The organism is Dokdonia genika (genome assembly GCF_042652845.1).
Classification (GTDB): Bacteria; Bacteroidota; Bacteroidia; order Flavobacteriales; family Flavobacteriaceae; genus Dokdonia; species Dokdonia donghaensis.
In genome coordinates this window covers 232458-253493 of record NZ_JBHSHB010000007.1, presented here as the reverse complement: position 1 = coordinate 253493, position 21036 = coordinate 232458, and the positions used below count along the sequence as shown (strand labels likewise).

At 36.4% G+C, this 21036-nt stretch carries 17 protein-coding genes; 12 read left to right on the top strand and 5 right to left on the bottom strand.

All coding sequences use genetic code 11. The features are described 5' to 3' along the window. Positions 1-32 precede the first annotated feature (32 nt). A complete protein-coding gene (locus ACFO5T_RS02110; RefSeq protein ID WP_380031654.1) occupies positions 33-242 on the bottom strand; it encodes a zinc ribbon domain-containing protein in 210 nt (69 codons plus the stop codon). Between the two features lie 190 nt (positions 243-432). On the opposite strand from ACFO5T_RS02110, the gene ACFO5T_RS02105 reads away from it, so the two are divergent. The 4 genes from ACFO5T_RS02105 to ACFO5T_RS02090 all read left to right on the top strand — a co-directional run bounded on the left by ACFO5T_RS02105 (position 433) and on the right by ACFO5T_RS02090 (position 3711). Continuing rightward, positions 433-2466 carry a glutamine--tRNA ligase/YqeY domain fusion protein gene (locus ACFO5T_RS02105; protein WP_380031652.1) on the top strand — a complete coding sequence of 678 codons (2034 nt, stop codon included), beginning with the start codon at positions 433-435 and terminating at the stop codon, positions 2464-2466. 182 nt (positions 2467-2648) lie between these two features. Next, positions 2649-3023 carry a YtxH domain-containing protein gene (locus tag ACFO5T_RS02100; RefSeq protein WP_038598144.1) on the top strand — a complete coding sequence of 125 codons (375 nt, stop codon included), beginning with the start codon at positions 2649-2651 and terminating at the stop codon, positions 3021-3023. A 21-nt stretch (positions 3024-3044) separates the two neighbouring features. Next, positions 3045-3464: a phage holin family protein gene (locus ACFO5T_RS02095; RefSeq protein WP_380031649.1), complete on the top strand. Its 420-nt coding sequence runs from the start codon at positions 3045-3047 to the stop codon at positions 3462-3464. Further along, a complete protein-coding gene (locus ACFO5T_RS02090) occupies positions 3451-3711 on the top strand; it encodes a DUF6327 family protein (protein ID WP_035326205.1) in 261 nt (86 codons plus the stop codon). The genes ACFO5T_RS02095 and ACFO5T_RS02090 overlap by 14 nt, the downstream gene beginning before the upstream one ends. Positions 3712-3777: 66 nt before the next feature. Here the strand turns inward: ACFO5T_RS02090 and ACFO5T_RS02085 are convergent, their stop codons facing one another. Next, a complete protein-coding gene (locus ACFO5T_RS02085) occupies positions 3778-4737 on the bottom strand; it encodes an SPFH domain-containing protein (protein WP_035326207.1) in 960 nt (319 codons plus the stop codon). Between the two features lie 168 nt (positions 4738-4905). Here ACFO5T_RS02085 and ACFO5T_RS02080 point away from each other — a divergent pair, with 168 nt between their 5' ends. Then, positions 4906-5580, top strand: a complete 675-nt coding sequence (locus ACFO5T_RS02080) for a hypothetical protein (protein ID WP_380031647.1) — start codon at positions 4906-4908, stop codon at positions 5578-5580. Positions 5581-5635: 55 nt separating this feature from the next. On the opposite strand, the gene gltX is transcribed toward ACFO5T_RS02080, so the two are convergent. Beyond that, on the bottom strand, positions 5636-7153 hold the full coding sequence (gltX, locus tag ACFO5T_RS02075) for a glutamate--tRNA ligase (protein WP_380031645.1): 1518 nt from the start codon (positions 7151-7153) through the stop codon (positions 5636-5638). A gap of 119 nt (positions 7154-7272) precedes the next feature. Further along, the gene (locus tag ACFO5T_RS02070) at positions 7273-8322 is read right to left on the bottom strand and encodes an alkane 1-monooxygenase (protein WP_380031643.1); all 1050 of its coding nucleotides are present in this window, start codon (positions 8320-8322) and stop codon (positions 7273-7275) included. A 155-nt stretch (positions 8323-8477) separates the two neighbouring features. On the opposite strand from ACFO5T_RS02070, the gene ACFO5T_RS02065 reads away from it, so the two are divergent. From ACFO5T_RS02065 to ACFO5T_RS02045, 5 genes are all read left to right on the top strand, one after another. Then, positions 8478-12005: a coiled-coil domain-containing protein gene (locus tag ACFO5T_RS02065; RefSeq protein WP_380031641.1), complete on the top strand. Its 3528-nt coding sequence runs from the start codon at positions 8478-8480 to the stop codon at positions 12003-12005. Continuing rightward, complete coding sequence (gene ybeY / locus ACFO5T_RS02060) at positions 11992-12399, top strand: rRNA maturation RNase YbeY (protein WP_380031639.1); 408 nt, start codon at positions 11992-11994, stop codon at positions 12397-12399. The genes ACFO5T_RS02065 and ybeY overlap by 14 nt, the downstream gene beginning before the upstream one ends. Before the next feature lie 177 nt (positions 12400-12576). Beyond that, entirely contained in the window at positions 12577-14454 is a 1878-nt protein-coding gene (gene mnmG, locus ACFO5T_RS02055; RefSeq protein WP_380031637.1) for a tRNA uridine-5-carboxymethylaminomethyl(34) synthesis enzyme MnmG, read from the top strand. Positions 14455-14491: 37 nt separating this feature from the next. Next, positions 14492-15325, top strand: a complete 834-nt coding sequence (locus ACFO5T_RS02050; protein WP_380031635.1) for a class I SAM-dependent methyltransferase — start codon at positions 14492-14494, stop codon at positions 15323-15325. A gap of 306 nt (positions 15326-15631) precedes the next feature. Beyond that, positions 15632-16147, top strand: a complete 516-nt coding sequence (locus tag ACFO5T_RS02045; protein ID WP_380031633.1) for an OmpH/Skp family outer membrane protein — start codon at positions 15632-15634, stop codon at positions 16145-16147. A 651-nt stretch (positions 16148-16798) separates the two neighbouring features. On the opposite strand, the gene ACFO5T_RS02040 is transcribed toward ACFO5T_RS02045, so the two are convergent. After that, a complete protein-coding gene (locus ACFO5T_RS02040) occupies positions 16799-17950 on the bottom strand; it encodes a DNA polymerase III subunit (RefSeq protein ID WP_380032193.1) in 1152 nt (383 codons plus the stop codon). A gap of 74 nt (positions 17951-18024) precedes the next feature. Here ACFO5T_RS02040 and ACFO5T_RS02035 point away from each other — a divergent pair, with 74 nt between their 5' ends. Both ACFO5T_RS02035 and ACFO5T_RS02030 read left to right on the top strand, forming a co-directional pair. Next, positions 18025-19212, top strand: coding sequence for a phosphoglycerate kinase (locus ACFO5T_RS02035; RefSeq protein WP_038598160.1), 1188 nt, complete (start codon positions 18025-18027; stop codon positions 19210-19212). A gap of 205 nt (positions 19213-19417) precedes the next feature. Continuing rightward, on the top strand, positions 19418-21031 hold the full coding sequence (locus tag ACFO5T_RS02030; protein WP_380031631.1) for a lytic transglycosylase domain-containing protein: 1614 nt from the start codon (positions 19418-19420) through the stop codon (positions 21029-21031). The last annotated feature ends 5 nt before the right edge of the window (positions 21032-21036 follow it).

The window sequence follows — 21036 nt, the reverse complement described above, 5'->3', positions numbered from 1 at the left end:
AGTTACAATACGTACAATGTATAATAAGAATACTATCCTCCAAAGAGATCAAAAATATTACTCAGCGCACTAGTTTTTGCTTTATAGAACTCCGTATATGAGCATTTTTTGCAAGTAACTGTACTGTATTTTTCGGTTTGCATATTAAGTAATTTAGTAAGAAAGCTACCAGTAGCTCTCATTTGCCCTATGTTATAAGTTGTATTTGCACATTTTGGACAGGTATAGTTGAGTGTTTTCATAAAGGTATTTTGCTTACTATATGAGTAGGGTTTTATCTTGTTTTGTTACAATAAGTAGAAAGTGTTGAGTTATATATAGAAGATTTATAGAGGTTGTATTACGCTTTCGCGAAAGCGTAAAAAATCCCAGTTAATTCACCTGTACAACCCATCGTCAAAATGATTAATTTTACCACAAGAATTATAGGTTATGACAGAAGAACATAAATCATTAAATTTTTTAGAGCAAATCGTTGAAGAAGATCTTAAAGGGTCTTATTCTAAAGAAGATTTACGCTTTAGATTTCCACCAGAGCCTAATGGGTATTTACACATAGGGCACTGTAAGGCTATATGCATAAGTTTTGGACTAGGGGAGAAGTATGGTGCACCGGTAAACTTACGTTTTGACGATACAAACCCAGCCAAAGAAGAGCAAGAGTATGTAGATGCCATTAAGGAAGATGTCTCGTGGTTAGGATACCAGTGGGATAAAGTATGTTTTTCTAGTGATTACTTCCAGCAATTATACGACTGGACTATCCAGCTCATTAAAGATGGAAAGGCTTATGTAGATTCACAATCTAGTGAGGCAATGGCAGAGCAAAAGGGCACACCTACACAACCTGGTGTACCTGGACCTTATCGTGATCGCACAGTAGAAGAAAACTTAGACCTCTTTGCAAGAATGAAGGCAGGAGAGTTTAAAGAAGGAGAACACATACTACGTGCTAAGATTGATATGGCACACGTAAATATGTTAATGCGTGACCCTATTATTTATAGAGTTTTACATAAAGATCACCACCGTACAGGTAGTGACTGGTGTATCTACCCTATGTATGACTGGACACACGGAGAGAGCGATTATATAGAGCAAATATCGCATAGTTTATGCTCACTAGAGTTTAAGCCTCATAGAGAGCTATATGACTGGTTTCTTGACCAAGTTTATACAGGTGAAGACTTACGTCCAAAACAAAGAGAGTTTGCACGCCTTAACCTCAACTATACCATTATGAGTAAGCGCAAGCTTCTTAAACTGGTAGAAGAAGGTGTTGTATCTGGCTGGGATGACCCACGTATGCCTACTATCTCTGGTTTACGTCGTCGTGGTTATACACCTACTTCTATACGTAACTTTATAGATGCAGTAGGTGTTGCAAAGCGTGAGAATGTGATAGATGTAGCGTTATTAGAATTTCATATACGTCAAGATTTAAATCGTACTGCACCACGAGTGATGGCAGTTCTTGATCCTGTAAAACTGGTGATTACAAATTATCCAGAAGGAAAAGAAGAGTGGCTAGATGCAGAAAATAATCCAGAAGATGAGAGTGCAGGAGAGCGTAAAGTTCCTTTTAGTAAAGAGCTGTACATAGAGCGTGAAGATTTTAAAGAAAATGCTGGTAGTAAATACTTTAGACTTACTACGGGTAAAGAAGTACGTCTCAAAAATGCATATATCATAAAGGGTGAAGAAGTCATAAAAGATGCAGATGGAAACATCACAGAGATACATTGTACCTATGACCCAGAGAGTAGATCTGGAAGTGGTACAGAAGCTTCTAAGCGCAATGTAAAGGGTACACTTCACTGGGTATCTATACAACACGCTATTAAGGCAGAGGTGCGCTTGTTTGATAGACTTTTTAGTGATGAAAATCCAGATGGTCACGAAGACAAGGATTTTATGGAATTTATAAATCCTAACAGTTTAACAACCATTACAGGCTACCTTGAGCCTAGTCTCAAAGATGTTGAGGTAGGTGACTTATTTCAGTTTCAGCGCAAGGGATATTTTAATGTAGATAAGGACAGTACCACATCACATCTTGTTTTTAATAGAACGGTAGGTTTACGTGACTCTTGGGCAAAAATTAAGCCTAAGCAAGCTTCACAAAAAAATCAAAATGCACCAAAACCTCAGCAGCAACAAGCATCTGCATTGAGTACTATAAATAAACTAGGTAAGAAGCTAGCAAATCTTCCAGAGGAGAAGCGTCTTACTACAGTAGCAGATATTCAAAAACTAGCAGTCCAGCTTACAGAAGAAGAGGTAAAAGGATTCTTTAACACTGCGGCAAAGAAGGTAGGAACTCGTCTTGCGGGTATGGAGAGTTTATACGCTTTCGCGAAAGCGCAAAACAAAACCATTAAAGACATAGAAGGTGCAGAAGCATTTGTCGAAAAAGCAAGAGAAGATAAGAATGAATTGCTGCAAGAAGCGGCAGCAAGGTTTTAAGAAATAGGGATCTCTATTTTAACTAAAATTGGCATAAAAACCCGTTATCTTGATAGATAGCGGGTTTTTTTAACATTTATTATGAGCTGGTATTGTGGATATTAACCGGTTATTAACGGAGAATAAAGGGCTATCAAAATATCTTTACACAACAACAAATACTAATCAAAAATAATAGAGATATGAGTAAGTCAAGTAATACATTATTAGCTTTAGTTCTAGGTGGTGCAATAGGCGCAGCAGCAGGAATTCTTTATGCTCCAGAAAAAGGAACTAAGACTAGAAAAGACCTTTCTAAAAAGGCAAAGAAAGAACAAGAAAAGCTGGTAAAACAACTTAAAGAGACTAGAGAGTCACTTACAGATAATGCACAACAGGCAAAATTATCTTTTGAAGAAAAACTTAATAGTACAATCTCTACAGCAAGTCACAAAGCAGATGATGTAATTGCAACATTAGAATCTAAACTTGCAGAACTGAGACTTCAAAATGCTAAGTTGCAAAAAGATGCTACCGTAGAAAAGGCAAAGGTAAAAACAGAAAAAGCATTATCATAAGCCTACCTAAACCAATCAAATATGGCTTTTGAAAAGTTAACAAATAATCTAAAAGGACTTACAGATAACGGGCAAAAGTATGCTAAGGTTACTGCAGAGTACTATAAACTCTCACTGTTTAAAAATGGAATGAGAGGTTTAGTAAGCGCTGCAAATCTTGCACTTAGGGCCACTTTTGGTCTTCTTGCTTTGCTATTCTTATCTATTGGTCTTGCCATCATTATAGGTGATGCCTTAGATAGTGCTAGTAAAGGATACTTTATAGTGGGTGGCATATATATTGTCATTTTCTTACTAGTATTCTTATTTGCAGGAAAACCACTTGAGCGTATGTTACTTACAAAGTATAGTAAAATGGCTTTCAGCGATGATTCTTTTAAAGAAACGCCCTCAGCAGGAGCTTCTATGCCTATAAAAAACAAGATAGATGAGAGTATATAATAACTTTGACCAGATAGAACACGATCTTAAAATCCTTAAGCTTAAGAGACAAATAAGCGAGGAGGAGGTAAGACTTAATGTAAATGGCGCAAAGACTGGAATGAGCTCAGGGTTGTCTCCAGTTTCTTCTATAGGTAATCTTGTAGGCTCACTGGTACAAAAGGCAGTAGTAGCAAAATTACTTAGTGCAATCTTTGGTTACAAGCGCGTTAAGGAAGTAGATAAAAAAGGAGAATATAAAGCATAGTATCGCACTATTATTTACAAAAAAAGCCCCAAGATATCTTGGGGCTTTTTTTATATTAAAAAGATTTTAGTCTTCTTGAGAATCTCTATTTTTTTTGTTTATGATTCCTTTTGCTTCATTTTCTTTTTTCATTTGCTCACCTATTTGATTTGAAGCTACAAATGAGGTAATCATATCATTAAGCATATTGCTACCCGCTTGTGGTGAGTTAGGCATAAGTATAAGGTTTGAGTTAGTTTGCTCACCCATAGATTGTAAAGTATCATAGTGTTGTGTTACAACAATAAGAGCAGATGCCTCCTGAGAATTGATCCCTACATTATTTAATACATCTACAGACTCCTCAAGACCACGAGCAATCTCTCTACGCTGGTCTGCAATACCTTGTCCTTGTAAACGCTTAGACTCTGCTTCTGCACGTGCTTTTGCTACAATCTTGATACGGTCTGCCTCTGCTTCAAACTCTGCAGCCACTTTCTCGCGTTCTGCTGCATTAATTCTGTTCATAGCTGCCTTTACCTGTAAATCTGGATCAATGTCTGTTACGAGTGTCTTAATGATGTCAAAACCGTAGTTAGACATTGCTTCATTAAGCTCACGCTTTACGGCTATGGCAATATCATCTTTACGCTCAAAAACGTCATCTAGTTTCATTTTAGGCACCTCTGCACGTACTACGTCAAAAACGTATGAAGTAATTTGATCTCCTGGGTTTTCTAGTTTGTAAAAAGCATCATATACTTGATCTTTTACTACCTGAAACTGTACAGAGATTTTAAGTCTTACAAAAACGTCATCTTTTGTTTTTGTTTCTACCACAACATCTAGTTGTTGAATTTTTAGGTTGATGCGCCCCGCAATTTTATCTATTAGTGGTATTTTAAATTGTAATCCAGAATTACGTACCCCTACAAATTTCCCAAAACGTTCGACTACAGCAGCGGTTTGTTGTTTTACCATAAAGAAAGCAGAGATTAATACAAATAGTGTAAAAACTATTAGTACAGGAAGAATAACTTGACTCATAATAATTGTTTTTGATGGTTTATTGAACCTTTCACAAAGATTCTCATAAAGATAAGTAGCTATTATCGAGAAAAAGTAACACTTAAGCTAAAAGTTTCTGAAACGGAATAAACTTGCTCTATATTACAAACTGATTAATCAAAGTCGTTCTAGTCTGAACCTCAATATATGAGATACATAGTTTTTTTAATATTCTTTGCTATAGGTATGCTTACCGTAACAGCACAGTCTTATTATAGTCCAGGTAACTATAATAGATTAGGGCTACAGGCAAAACTCTCAGTACTAGATATAGATACCCAAAACTTTAATCTAGAAGGAGAAACTGGTTTTCTAGGTGGTCTTACCACGAGGGGTAGATTATACAACGATTTTGGAATCGTTTATGGGATTGATTTTTTAAGTGCTAATATAAATTTACAAAGTCGTCCACTAGGAGAGTCACGTTTAGAGGAAACAAGATATACAGTAATAGGAGCACAGCTTAATTTATTATTTAGTTACAATCTTATAGAAAAACATCTTGCAATAGATTTTGGTCCTGCCTTACTTGTTAATGGTAAAATGAATTTAAGACAGACGGGCCAGAGAGATAATATTGTAGAAGGTTATACAGCATTAAGAGCAGAAGATATTGAAGAAATATCACGTATAAATGGTTTTGGTATTATAGGTATCACCGCTGGTTTTGAGCACGTGAGATTTATTATACAATATCAATATGGATTTACAAATATGTTTAATAATCTTAACGACCGAGATCTATTAGATGTAGATCCTAATGCAAATAATTTTAAAGGATCTCCATCTTTACTAGCTGGAGGTATTGTTCTTTATCTTTAAAGCATAAAAAAGAGGAAGCTATAAACTCCCTCTTTTTTAGAATATCAAATACTATTTATCCTAGCGTAGCGATAGCATAATCTATACGTCGCAGTGTTTCTTCTTTACCTATAGTAGTTGCAATATCAAAAACATCTGGTCCCTGCATAGCTCCCACTAGCGAAAGCCTAAAAGGTTGCATTACTTTTCCAAACCCTAGTTCACTATCTACTATCCAGGCTTTAAGAGCTGTTTGTGCCTCTATAGTTGTAAAGTTATTTACACCATTAAGAATGATTTTTACTTCTTCCATAATAGCGGTTGTCCCTTCTTTCCAGGCCTTTTTTGATGCTTTTTCATCAAAGGTGGTAGGAGCTGTAAAGAAGTAGCTACCTAAGGTCCAAAGATCTTCTACAAAGACAGCACGCTCTTTTATAAGTGTTACAACCTGTGTAGTATATCCTTCTGTAGCCTCAATACCTTTCTCAGTTAACAAAGAAGAGAAAGCTGTTGCAATAGTTGCTACGGGCGTTTCTTGCATATACTGCTGCTGGAACCATTTTGTTTTTTCTGGATCAAATTTGGCCCCGCCTTTATTAACACGTTTTAGGTCAAAGGCAGCAATAAGCTCTTCAAGACTAAAGATTTCTTGCTCTGTACCTGGATTCCATCCTAAAAAGGCAAGCATATTTACTACAGCCTCTGCAAAGTATCCATCTTCTCTGTAACCAGAAGAGATTTCATTACTCTTAGGATCTTCCCATTGTAGCGGAAATACTGGAAAACCTAGTTTATCTCCATCACGCTTACTTAACTTTCCTTTACCCACTGGTTTAAGGATAAGCGGTAAGTGTGCAAATTTTGGAGCTGTCCATCCTAATGCTCTGTAAAGCAATACGTGTAAAGCAAGAGATGGTAACCACTCCTCACCGCGTATTACGTGAGAGATTTTCATAAGGTGGTCATCTACAATATTTGCTAGGTGATAGGTAGGCATACCATCAGACTTAAATAAAATCTTATCATCTAGTATGTTTGTATCTATCTCCATATCACCACGTATCTCATCTTGAAGTTTTAAAACTTCATCTTGAGGAGATTTAAAACGTATCACATAGTTATCACCAGCTGCGATGCGTTGTTTAGTTTCTTCTTGAGAGAGTACTAGTGAGTTATCTAGTTTAAGACGGTTGTGCCAGTTATATATAAAAGTTTTACCGTTTGCCTCGTGATCTTTTCGGTGAGCATCTAGACTCTCTGCAGTGTCAAAAGCATAGTAAGCATTACCAGAATCTATAAGCTTCTGTGCATAGGTGTGATACATATCCTTGCGCTCGCTTTGTCTATATGGTCCATATCCACCATCTTTAGTAGGTCCCTCATCATAAGAGATACCGCACCAGTCTAGACTCTCACGTATATAATCTTCGGCACCAGCTACATAGCGATTTTGATCTGTATCTTCTATACGTAAGATAAAAGTACCTCCGTGTTTCTTTGCAAATAAGTAATTAAAAAGCGCCGTGCGCACACCACCGATGTGCAATGGCCCAGTAGGTGAAGGTGCAAATCGCACTCTAACATTTTGAGACATAGTCTTAGATTTTGTGCAAAGATACTTTTAAGAAGAGTAAAATTTTGAGATTTAGGGTTTAAAGTTTTTACGCTTTCGCGAAAGCGTAACCCCAGTAATTACATTTTGTAGAACTATATTTAATTAACCTGTGGTCTCTGATCTGCTGGGACTCGCTTGTTCATAATCTTAAACCATAAGGGTGGTAATAGCGATAGCACCATACTGGTAGGATATCCATATGGTAACTGCGGGCTTATGTCGTGATAATCTAGTAATTGATATTTCTTATTTGCACGATAGTGGTGATCACTGTGACGGGTAAGCTCATAGAGCATTATGCGCCCAAAAACGTGGTTACTATTCCACGAGTGTACTTCTCTTACACGTTCATAACGGCCACTAGGAAGTTTTTTACGTCTCAACCCATAATGTTCTATATAATTAATTGTCTCAAGGAGTAAAAAACCTGCGATTGCTGCAAAAATTACAACTATAAGACCTAAAGAGCCAAAAAACCAATAGGCAACAAACAAATAACTAGCTTGAAAAATATGATACCAGAGCATATCATTTTTAAAAGATAAAAAAGAGTTATTTGCTCTTTTTAATAGATCCATTTGTATCCTCCAGGAGTTTGTATACTGCTTGTAAATAGAAGAAACCCAAAAAGAATAGAGCGATTGATTATACTTTGCTGTGGCCGGATCTTCTGGAGTGGCAGCTTTAAGATGGTGGCCATAGTTATGCTCAATATAAAAGTGCATATAGAGTGCTGGCAGTAGGAGGAATTTACCTAGAGTTCGCTCAATTTTACTTTTACGATGACCCAGCTCGTGAGCTACATTTATTCCATTAGAGCCTATTACAATACCGGTAGAAAATATGAGACCTACAAGCTCTGCAAGGCTAGTTTCTTGAGTTGTTACTGTGGTTAATGTAAGTAATAATATACCGTACACAATCACAATGTTTAGATACAATAAGAAATCTGTCCAGTGTAATGATTGTTTATCTTCCTTTTCTTGAGAGTCTATATTAACCTTATTTACAGGTAAAATTGATTCAATGATAGGTACGAGTACAAAGGCATAAATTGGGGTTAACCACACCCAGATACTTTGATAAGTAAGACCTATAAAAGCACATAGTGGAGTAGAGTAGGCAGTAAGATATTTGAGATCTTTCATAGGGTAAAAGTGCTATGTTTTATTTATTATTAGAATGGATAATGTATTAACCTTGTATAAAGTGTTGATAGGCAAGATTATTGCTTACAAAATAGAACAATCTTAAAACATAATAAAATAGTACTTTAGAGGTTGCTATAAAGAGAATACCTATAATGATGAACAGGTTTGAAAAGATAGAGAGGAAGTTAGAAGGTTTTATTAAGAAGTATTACACAAATGAGTTGCTTAAAGGCGTGATTTTGTTTTTTGCTTTTGGAGTCTTATATTTTTTACTCACCCTCCTAATTGAATATTTCTTTTGGCTCAGTCCTGCAGGTCGTACCGTTTTATTTTGGGTTTTTATTCTTGTAGAAATAGCACTTCTCGCCAAATTCATTTTACTCCCACTATCTAGACTTTTTAAACTCTCAAAAGGTATTAACTATAAAGATGCTGCGAGTATAATAGGTAATTATTTTCCAGAGGTAAGTGACAAACTTATAAACACATTACAGTTACACAAAGATGCTGGAGACTCAGAACTTATGCTGGCGAGCATAGCACAAAAAAGTGAAGAGCTAGAGCCGGTACCTTTTAAGCTAGCCATAGATTTTAAGAAAAATAGTAAGTACTTAAAGTATGCTGCCATCCCGATTGTGGTATTTCTTATCGCAAACTATGCAGGTAAGGAAAAGGTATTTTCTTCTAGCTATGAGCGTGTTGTAAACTATAATGAAGCTTATGAGCCACCAGCTCCTTTTTCTTTTTATGTGGTTAATGAAGATTTACAAGCTATAGAGAATAAAGATTTTGAACTTAGAGTGCGTACCGTAGGAGATGTAGTTCCGGAGGAGGCAAGTATACGCTTTAACGATGAGGTTTATTTTTTACAACAAACGGCTCCAGGAGAGTATAGTTATGTTTTTGAGCAACCTACAGAAGATGTGACCTTTAGCCTTCAAGGTAATAAGGTGGTTTCTCAACCTTATGATCTTGAGATACTTAGAGTTCCGGTACTACTTGATTTTGAGATGGTTATAGATTATCCTAATCACACTAATAAGCGCACAGAACGTATTAAAAACACTGGAAATGCAATTATTCCAGAAGGCTCAAACGTGAGCTGGGAGTTACGTACAAGACAAACTGATAATGTAGATCTTGTGCTTAAGGATACTATTATTTCTTTCGCTTTAAGCGAAAATAAAAACAACAGCACATCTTACAGCACCTCTAAGCGTATTTATAATAATACGAGCTACGAGGTAAGTACGAGCAATGCAAGATTAAAAAACTATGAAAGTCTTGCCTATAACTTGCAAGTTATAAAAGATCAATACCCTCAACTATTACTAGAGGCAAAAAGAGATACGGTAAACGAACAACAAAACTATTTTTACGGTAAAGTAAGTGATGACTATGGATTAACTAAGTTGCAAATCGTGTATTACCCGTCTGAAACTGAAGTAAAACAATATAAGAGTATTGCTATATCAAAGGGTAATGTGGATCAATTTGTTTATGCCTTTCCTGATAATCTTGACCTGCAGGAGGGTGTAAATTACGAGTATTATTTTGAGGTTTTTGATAATGATGCAGTTCATAATTACAAGAGCACAAAGAGTACAATTTTTAGCTACACAAAACTCACAGAGGATGAACTCAAAAACAAACAACTAGAGCAACAACAAAAATCAATTAGTAATCTAGACAAGTCTTTACAAAAGATGAAGGAACGAGAGGAGGAGCTCAAAGAAATCTCTCGTACTCAAAAAGAGAAAAAGGAACTTACCTTTAATGATCAAAAAAAGCTGGACAATTTCTTAAAGCGACAACAGCAGCAAGAAGAAATGATGAAAGACTTTTCTAAACAGCTTAAAGAAAATCTGGATGAGTTTCAAAAGGAAGAAGAACAAACAGATGAGGACAAAGAGAGGTTAAAGGAACGCCTCGAACGTCAAGAAAAAAAGGCGAAGGAAAATGAAAAACTTCTCAAAGAGTTACAAGAGCTGCGAGAAAAAATGCCAAAAGAAGAGCTCTCAGAAAAACTAGAGGAACTAGAAAAACAGAATAAAAATAATAAGCGCAACCTTGAGCAAATGGTTGAACTTACAAAGAGATATTACGTTCAAAAAAAGGCTGAGCAAATCGCAAATGATTTACAAAAGCTTGCAGAAAAACAAGAAGCATTAAGTAAAAAGGAAGGAGCAGAAAATACCAGTGAGCAACAGCAACAACTTAATGAAGAATTTAAAAATCTAGAAGAAGCGCTTAAGGATCTCGAAAAAGAAAATCAAGAGCTAAAAAAGCCAATGGATATTCCTGGCGATGAGCAAAAGCAAGAAGAGATTAAAGAAGAGCAACAAGGAGCTTCACAAGAATTAAAAAATCAAGAACAGCAACAACAACAAAGTGGGCAACCTCAAGACACATCTGCAGCACAGAAAAAACAAAAAAAGGCAGCAGATAAAATGAAGCAAATGAGCCAGTCTATGCAGTCACAAATGCAAATGTCTGGTGAGGAAGCATTAGAAGAGGATGCAGAGATGCTTAGACAGATACTTGATAATTTATTAGTTTTTAGTTTTGAAGAAGAAGTCGTGATGATGAACTTTAGAAGTATGGATGATAAAAATCCTAACTATGCTAAAAAGCTAAGACGCCAGAATGTTTTAAAACAGAATTTTGAGCATATAGATGATAGTCTTTATGCATTATCATTACGTCAACCTAAGCTTGATGAGGTAATAAATGAGTCACTAGTAGACATAGATTATAATATGAATAAGGCGTTAGAGCGTCTTGCAGAAAATCAAATTATACAAGGAGTAAGCAGCCAGCAATATGTTATTACTGGAGCAAATGAACTTGCAGATCTTTTGAGCCAATCTCTTGATGATATGCAGAATGCTATGATGTCTAGTAAGGGCTCTGGAAAAGGCAAAGGAGCTGGTGTAGGTTCTGGCGGTGGTGGCGGTGAGCAATTGCCAGACATCATACAAAGTCAGGAAGAGCTCAACAAAAAAATGGGAGAGGGAAAAAAACCTGGTGAAGGTAAAGATGGTGAGGATGGTGAAGACGGAGAAAAGGCAGGTGGAGATAAACCAGGCGGTGAAGAAGGTGAAGGAAAAGGAGGAGAGCAGCCTGGATCTAATGGAGAGGGCGGAAAAGAAGGTGAAGGTAAAGGTGGTAAAGGAGGCAGTAAAGAATCAAGTAATGGAGATAAAGATGGTGAAGGAGAAGGTTCTGGTAATAACGAAGGTGAAAATAGCGGAGATGAGTATGAGCAAGGATTGCTTTATGAAATTTACAAGGAACAGTCTAAATTACGACAGCAGTTACAAGATGCAATTGAGCGTGAAGGTCTAGGTGATGACGCAAAAAAACTTGTAAAGGATATGCAGAAAGTTGAGGAGCAATTATTAGACAAAGGATTTAGTAATGAGACTATGCAGAATATGACTAAACTTAAGCACGAATTATTGAAGCTCAAGGAAGCCACTTTTCAGCAAGGTCAAGAAGAAAAACGTGAGGCAAATACAAATCTTAAGAGTTTTTCAAATCCCGTAAATAGTGCTTTAGAGAAAGCAAAAAAATATTTTAATACAACAGAAATTCTTAACCGTAACGCACTTCCTCTTAAAGAAGAATATAAGCGTAAGGTGCAAGATTATTTTCAGAACAGCGATGATAGAATTTAATAGTACAAATGATTTTGAGTTAGTTAATCCAGAACAAGTCATTACTTGGTTAGAAGGAGTTATCTGTGCAGAAAAGAAGATTGTCGGTGAGTTGAATTACATATTTTGTGATGACGCTTATTTACATAAAATCAATGTAGACTTTCTTGACCACGATACATTTACAGACATCATCAGTTTTGACTATACTCAAGGTAATGTTATAAGTGGTGATATGTACATCTCTGTAGAGCGAGTAGAGGAGAATGCTCAAGTTTTTAATTGTTCTTTTAGAGACGAATTAAGCCGTGTTATGGTACACGGTATACTGCACTATTGCGGTTATAAAGATAAGAGTATAGAGGAGGCAAAGCTTATGCGCAGTAAGGAGAATACATATTTGGCATTGTTTTAAGTAGTAATTTTCTTACAATCATTGGTTTTCAATAGTTTTGGCTTCTTATAACCTTAACTCTTTAAGTGATTAAAACTATTTATCTTTGCACGATTTTCTGTTAGGGTAATCACGCTTTCGCGAAAGCGTAATACAAAGTGTTCAATAAAGGACACGTTTAATGTTCCACGTGAAACAATGAGTTTATTTCAAGATACATATGATGTAATTGTAGTTGGTGCAGGTCACGCAGGATGTGAAGCTGCTGCTGCTGCTGCAAATATGGGAAGTTCTACGCTTCTTGTAACAATGAATCTACAAACCATCGCCCAGATGAGTTGTAATCCAGCTATGGGTGGTATTGCAAAAGGGCAGATTGTAAGAGAGATTGATGCATTAGGAGGATATAGTGGTATTGTGTCTGACAAGACAGCAATACAATTTAAGATGCTCAATAAATCAAAAGGTCCTGCTATGTGGTCACCACGAGTGCAAAGTGATCGTATGCGATTTGCAGAGGAGTGGAGATTGCGTCTAGAAGGAACACCTAATCTAGATTTTTATCAAGAGATGGTGAGCGGACTTCTAGTAGAAAATAACAAGGTAGTAGGTGTAACTACTTCTTTAGGTATTAAAGTGAGAGGTAGATCTGTGGTACTTACAAATGGCACTTTTTTAAATGGACTTATCCATATAGGGGAGAAACAATTTGGAGGAGGTAGAGCTGGTGAAAGAGCGGCTACTGGTATTACAGAGCAACTACTGGATTTTGGTTTTGATTCTGGTAGAATGAAGACAGGAACACCACCTCGTGTAGATGGCAGATCATTAGATTTTTCTAAAATGATTATCCAGCCAGGAGATGACGTTCCAGAGAAGTTTAGTTATAGTAAAGAGACAAGTCCGCTTACTAATCAGCGTCCTTGTCATATGAGTTATACTTCGCCAGAGGTACACGATTTATTACGTGAAGGCTTTGATCGTTCTCCTATGTTTAATGGTAGAATCAAATCTCTCGGGCCAAGGTATTGTCCGTCTATAGAAGATAAGATTAACCGCTTTGCAGATAAGGATAGACATCAGTTATTTGTTGAGCCAGAAGGTTGGGATACCTGTGAGATTTACGTAAATGGATTTTCAACATCTCTTCCAGAAGATGTACAATTTAAAGCTTTGCGTAGTGTAGCTGGTTTTGAAAACGTAAAATTTTTCCGCCCTGGTTATGCGATAGAGTATGATTATTTTCCGCCTACACAGCTTAAGCATACGTTGGAAACGAAGCTTGTGAGCGGGCTATATTTCGCTGGTCAGATTAATGGAACAACGGGATATGAAGAAGCCGCTTCTCAAGGTCTTATGGCGGGTATGAATGCACATTTAAAAGTACACGATCAAGAGCCTTTTACTTTACAACGTGACGAGGCTTATATAGGTGTTCTTATAGATGATCTTATTACAAAAGGTACAGAAGAGCCATATAGAATGTTTACTTCTCGTGCAGAGTATAGAACCTTGTTAAGACAAGATAATGCAGACGAGCGTCTCACTCCAAGATCACATAAAGTGGGTCTAGCATCTGAGGAGCGTCTTGTGACTATGGAAAAAAAGCGCAAGCAATCTGACAATCTAGTTAAGTTTTTTGAGCATACAAGTATACTCCCAGAGGAGGTAAATGATATATTAAAAGAACGAGGATCTTCTCCTATGCGACAATCTGATAAGATGTTTAAGGTTTTCTCAAGACCTCAAATACATCTAGAAGATATGAAGCAGTTTAAAAAGGTTGCAGCATATATTGACGAGCATAGTCTGGAGCGTGATGTGTTAGAACAAGCAGAAATAAAAGTAAAGTATGCTGGTTATATTGCAAAAGAAAAAGCAAATGCAGATAAGCTTCAACGTCTAGAGAATATCAAAATTCCAGATAATTTTGATTACTCAAAGCTTAAATCATTATCATTTGAAGCTAGAGAAAAGTTATCTAAAATTAGACCTACTACAATTTCTCAAGCATCACGAGTGAGTGGAGTTTCTCCTTCAGATATAAGTGTGATGTTAGTTTATATGGGAAGGTGATTTTAGTTTTCTTTTCGTTCCACGTGAAACAATTTTAATGAAAAAGGATTTTAAAGTTAAAGATCATTCTGTAACAGGAGAAGAATTTGTGCTTACATATGATGAGAAATTACATATGTATTACACGATGCCAAAACCTACTTTAGGGAGTTTACCTTCATATTATGAAAGTGATGATTATATATCCCATACAGATGGCAAACGTTCTTTATTTGAAATTGCTTATCAAACGGTAAAGGGAATTACGCTTTCGCGAAAGCGTAAACTCCTCAAAAAATATCATCCATCTTTGGGTCGTGTTTTAGATATCGGCGCCGGAACTGGAGATTTTTTAGAACATCTGTCTAAACATAACTGGTATACTTCTGGAATTGAACCTAGCATAAAAGCCAAATCACTAGCTCAAAAAAAAGGACTCAATTTAAAATCTACTATTGAAGAAGTAGGGGAGGAGCAATTTGATGTGATTACAATGTGGCACGTTTTAGAACACGTTTATGATCTACAAGGGCAAATAGATTGGCTTAAAACACACCTTACTACAAATGGAACCGTGTTTATAGCTGTCCCAAATTTTGAATCTTATGATGCTTCTCATTATAAAGAATTTTGGGCTGCATATGATGTACCTCGTCACTTATATCATTTTTCTGAGCAATCTATAAAAATGTTATTTGAATTAAGTGATTTAAAACTGGTAGAAGTTTTACCTATGAAGTTTGATGCTTTTTACGTGAGCCTACTTTCTGAAAAATATACATCTGGTAAGATGAATTATTTTAAGGCTCTTACTACTGGTCTACGCTCCAACAAGAGGGCAAAAGCAAATGGAGGTTACTCTTCTCAAATTTATGTCTTAAAACACGCTTAAAATAAAAATAAGCCGTTTTAAGAGCGTTTTATGGAGTTGGTGCTATCTGTATGTGTATTTATTCTAAAAGCGAATCTAAGACACCTTTTAAATAGCTTTTTTTGATAGTAATTTCTTATTGACTATTATTTTATTCATTGTTTTTTATTATTATCTCTTATTTCCACGAATTTTTAGTGTGCAATGTTCCACGTGAAATAAAATAGGAGGATTGGAAAATTTATGCCTCAATATAACTTGTCGATTTTAAAATGTTAGAATGTTATGGATTCTCAGTATTTTCGCCGCAATTAATAAAAACACACAATGAAAAAAATAGGAGTATTACTTGTTGCAGCAATGATGGCTGTTGCGTGTCAAACAGAAAAGACTGGTTTTGTAGATACTGAAGAGTTACTTACAGAATATGCAGAGCTTAAAGAAGCAAAAGAGCGTTTTACAAAAGAAAACGACGAGATTATGGCAGATCTTGAACTTAAGATCAAGGCTTACCAGATTAAAGAAGATCTTTTTAGAAAAAACGGACCTTCTATGTCTCGTAAAAAACAAGAAGAAAAGTATAATGAGCTTGGAGCCGAAGCACAACAGTTACAACAAGAACGCCAGGCTAGAATAGGAAAGTTACAAGTAGAGAGCCAAGAGGTAATAGACTCTCTTATTACTAAGGTTAAAACTAAAGTTAAGGATTACGGTAAGGCAAATGGATACTCATACATTTATGGATCTAACGATGCTGGAAGTGTTCTTTTTGGGAAGGAAGAATTAGATCTTACAAAGACTATTCTTAAAGAAATGAATGACAATTACACTATAAAGGAGTAAATAAAGTCTATTTATTATAGGTAAAGCGGTGAGAAATCACCGCTTTTTTTATGCGCAAAAATTATTAATAATAGATTATCGCATTGGTCTCGGCCTAAAATACTGCGTGAGCAGAATTGCATATCTGCATTTCTATTTAAGATTGTGGCGTTAGAGAGGTGATATTTTTACGTAATATTTTACTTGTAAAATATGAAGAAGTAGACTTCAGATATTAATTTATTTGGGAGTTTTTCAGGAATATTATAAGCTAATTTTTTAGGTGTTTAATTGAATTTAGAGTTCAGTGTAAGCTATTATTTATCTTAAATTATTAATTGTTTTGTAACCTATTTTAAATCATAATTAGAGCGTATAATGCTCGTTATTTTATGAAGTTTTATCACGGTAATATAATCTACTTTTAGCTAACAAAATTGATCCGCAATGAGGGTGTGTTTTGTGTGTAAATACATCTGAGGGCTAGTCATATTTTTAGCTTGTGAATGTTGTTATGCTATGTTCAATTTAGTTGAACCTGTGTGATGGAGTAAACCAGGCTATGCCTTTTTTAATATCGCGGGAAGGAATCACCTAAAAGCGAATTGATTTCCTTTGGTATTTTAACTAAATATTATTTTAGTTTTGTCTAAAAATATGTAATAAATTGATTTATTGACTTTTGCGATGTAGTAATCTAGTGAGTTTAATAGAGAGATCTGTAAGGATAATCTTTGCATTACCGTTGCGCTCTATGTGGTATTCTGCATCTTGTATGGCTTCTACAATGGGAATTATATTGTTATTATGTACAAATGGAGCAAACTTAGAAAGATCAAATCCCGTTTCTGGTTCCATAAAAACAAGGTCATTTGCCTTGTAGTTTTTAAGCAGTGCCTGACGGAAAAACTGGACACAATATTCAAGGAAATTTTTCTGTGTCTCACGACCAGATTTTGCTATCTCCTCGCTCCAAGATATAAGGCCTAAAACGGCTTCTTTTTTACCCTTTGCTTGGAAGGCTGTGCGTACCCAAGTAACAAACCATTTTTCAAATTGTATATCATCTCCATCGTGATGTAAAAGATGTAATGCTTGTTGATAATCACCTTGTGCTTGATGTGCAATTTTATTTGCTTCGGCTTCTGGTGTATTGTGTTTTGTAATTAGTGCCTGTGCAATTTGAGGTTCACTTAGTTTCGGAAACGTGAGAACTTGACATCGTGACTTTATAGTGTCTATAATGCTGTCTTCATTTTCGGCAATGAGGATAAATAGGGTTTGAGCAGGTGGCTCTTCAAGAAGTTTGAGTAATTTATTTGAAGCGGCTGTATTCATTTTATCTACAGACCAAATGATCATTACCTTATATCCACCTTCATAAGCTTTAAGTGAAAGGGACTTATTAATATCTGCAGCTTCATTTACACCTATTTGACCTTGTTTTTTTTCAATACCTAGGTGTTGATGCCATTCAAAAAGGTCTCCGTATGGGTTCTCTTTTATAAAAGAGCGCCACTGTTTCATAAAATGACTAGATACGGGATGGCTTTTTACTTCTGGCGTAGTAGCAACTGGAAAGGCAAAATGTAAATCTGGATGAGATAAATTTTCAAATTTTAGATTGCAATCTGCCGCGCCAGTGTTGTTTTCGCCTTGAGCGTTATTACATAAAATATATTGGGCATAAGCAATGGCCATAGGTAAGACACCTGTGCCAGCAAGGCCTACAAATAGTTGAGCGTGAGCAATACGACCTGCATCTACACTTGTAGTGAGGTGATTTTTAATAAAATCTTGCCCTATAACGTTTGAGAACAGCATAGCGCCAAATATAAAGGAATCACCGCATTTATTATCCTCTGTATCCATTATATTTGCTAGTAAAACCAACGGATATGATCACAGTAGACGACTTTAATTTTGAGAATAAGAAGGCACTTATACGTGTAGATTTTAATGTACCTCTTGATGAGGAAGGTAATATCACAGATACTACCAGAATAGAGGCTGCAAAACCTACTATTTTAAAAATTCTTGAGGATGGCGGTTCGGCTATTTTAATGTCGCACTTGGGGCGCCCTAAAAATGAAGAAGAGGAGTTCTCACTATCTCAAATATGTAGTACTGTTTCTGAGATTATAGGTGTAGAGGTAAACTTTGTAGATAATTGTGTGGGTGATAAAGTAACGCAGGCAGCTCAAGACCTTGAGATGGGTAAGATTTTACTATTAGAAAACCTACGTTATCACAGTGAGGAAACTGCAGGTGATGAAGAGTTTGCAAAGCAATTAAGCACTCTAGGAGATGTTTATGTTAATGATGCCTTTGGTACAGCACACCGTGCACACGCATCTACAACAGTAGTTGCTCAATTTTTTCCAGATGCTAAGTGTTATGGATATTTACTAGCAAAAGAAATAGAGAGTCTTGATCGCGTGCTTAACAATAGCGAGAAGCCAGTACTTGCTATTCTAGGAGGATCTAAAGTGTCTTCAAAAATTACCGTAATCGAAAACATACTTGATAAAGTAGATGAGATGATTATAGGTGGTGGTATGGCATTTACGTTTATTAAGGCACAGGGTGGCCAGATAGGAAACTCTATTTGTGAGGATGATAAAATGGATCTTGCGCTTGACATACTTAAACAAGCAAAAGAAAAAGGTGTACAGATACATATACCTGTAGATGTTATTGCTGCAGATGATTTTGCAAACGATGCAAATACAAAAGTGAGTGACATCACAGCTATAGAAGATGGATGGCAAGGATTAGATGCGGGACCCGCTTCTCGCGAAAATTTTGATGCCGTAGTAAAAAGAGCAAAAACTATACTTTGGAACGGGCCTCTAGGCGTTTTTGAGATGGAAACTTTTGCAGGAGGTACTATTGCACTAGGCCATAGTATTGCAGAGTCTACTCAAAACGGAGCGTTCTCACTTGTAGGTGGTGGTGATAGTGTTGCTGCTGTAAAGCAATTTGGTTTTGATTCAAAAGTAAGTTATGTCTCTACCGGAGGAGGAGCAATGCTAGAAATGCTAGAAGGTAAAACACTACCAGGTATAGCAGCGATTAAAGCATAATTACAATACATAAATTCTTAAAAGCCACCCTAAGCGGTGGCTTTTTTAATGACCTATAATGCGTGATAGCCATAAAAAATACAAGTGAATTATTGAATAAATAAATGCTGTTCTGGTAATATATTACCTTAAATCGTTAAGGTCTTCCCTTATTTTTAAAACCATACGATTTTCTCGTATCTTTCGTTTCTTGACTATGACCCAAATGCACATAAAAAATAACCTTTTCTTGTTCTGCTCACTAGTGCTAGTTACACTATCGCTGCAAGCACAAGACACACTATCATACGAGGCATACAAGCTTAAGCAACCTGCTAGTGAGCAAGTAAAAACTCAAATATTGCAACCGGATACAATCACTATTGTAAATGAGGTGAAGACAAATGTGATATCACAAGATCTACCTCAAACAGTTATTGCTACTCAAGTAAAAGATTCAATAACATTTAGACTAGAAGATGAGCCGCAGGCAGCCCTTATAGATATGCGCTGGCGTCAAGAACTTGCCAGAATGGATCTTTATGACTCTATAAATGCTATAAGAAACAGCCAGACTTACCTTCCAGAGGTGAAGCTTGAGTTACCCACAGATACTTTAAAAAAGCGACTCGCAGCCATAAATGCGCGCACACCTTTTAACGTAGAGTATAATCCCTCGCTAGAGAGTGTGATAAACCGTTATTTAAAACGTCATAAACCTACTATGGAGAAGTTAATGGCTGTGAGCCAGTTTTACTTCCCTATGTTTGAAGAACGACTAGACAGATATGACATTCCTCTTGAGATGAAGTATCTCGCCATTGTAGAGAGTGCATTAAGACCAAGAGCAAAATCTAGAGTAGGAGCAACGGGACTCTGGCAATTTATGTTTACAACTGGTAAAATGTTTGATCTAGAAGTAAACAGTTATGTAGATGACCGTATGGATCCTATTGCTGCAACAGAGGCGGCTTGTGCCTACTTATCACAACTATATAACATACACGGCGACTGGGACCTTGCCCTAGCATCTTACAACTCTGGCCCTGGTAACGTTTCTAAGGCCATAAGGCGCTCTGGAGGTTATAAAAATTACTGGAATATACGCCAGAATTTACCTAGAGAAACCGCAGGATACGTTCCAGCATTTCTAGCAACAATGTACCTTTTTGAATATGCAGATGAGCACGGCTACACTCCAGAAAAAGCACCCGTAAATTACTTTGCGACAGACACGATACACGTGAAACAAACTATCGCCCTAGACCAAGTATCTAGCATTGTGGGCGTACCTCTTGAGATTGTACAGTTCTTAAACCCGCAGTACAAGTTGGACATCATTCCTGTGATAGAAAATAAGAAGTATTATGTGAGACTGCCTATAGAGAGCGTAGGGAAGTTTGTACAAAATGAGGCAGCTATTTACGCTTTCGCGAAAGCGGAATTAGACAAAAGAGAAAAACCTTTACCAGAGGTACTAGCGGCGAGCTCGCAAGTAAGATACCGCGTGCGTAGTGGTGATTACCTTGGTAAAATTGCAAATAAATATGGCGTGCGCGTAAGCCAGATCAAAAAGTGGAACAACCTGCGATCTAACGCACTTAAAATAGGGCAGCGACTCACAATATACCCTAGAAAACCAGTGACTAATAATACTGTTGCGAGTAAGAAGAAAAGTGTCTCTCTTAAAGGGAAAAAGATCTATACCGTTCAAAATGGTGACTCCCTCTGGAAGATTGCAAATAAATTTCCAGGAGTAAGTGTTGACAATATTAAAGTTTGGAACGATATTAGTAGCACAAAACTCAAACCAGGAATGAAATTACGTGTGTCAAAATAACTAGT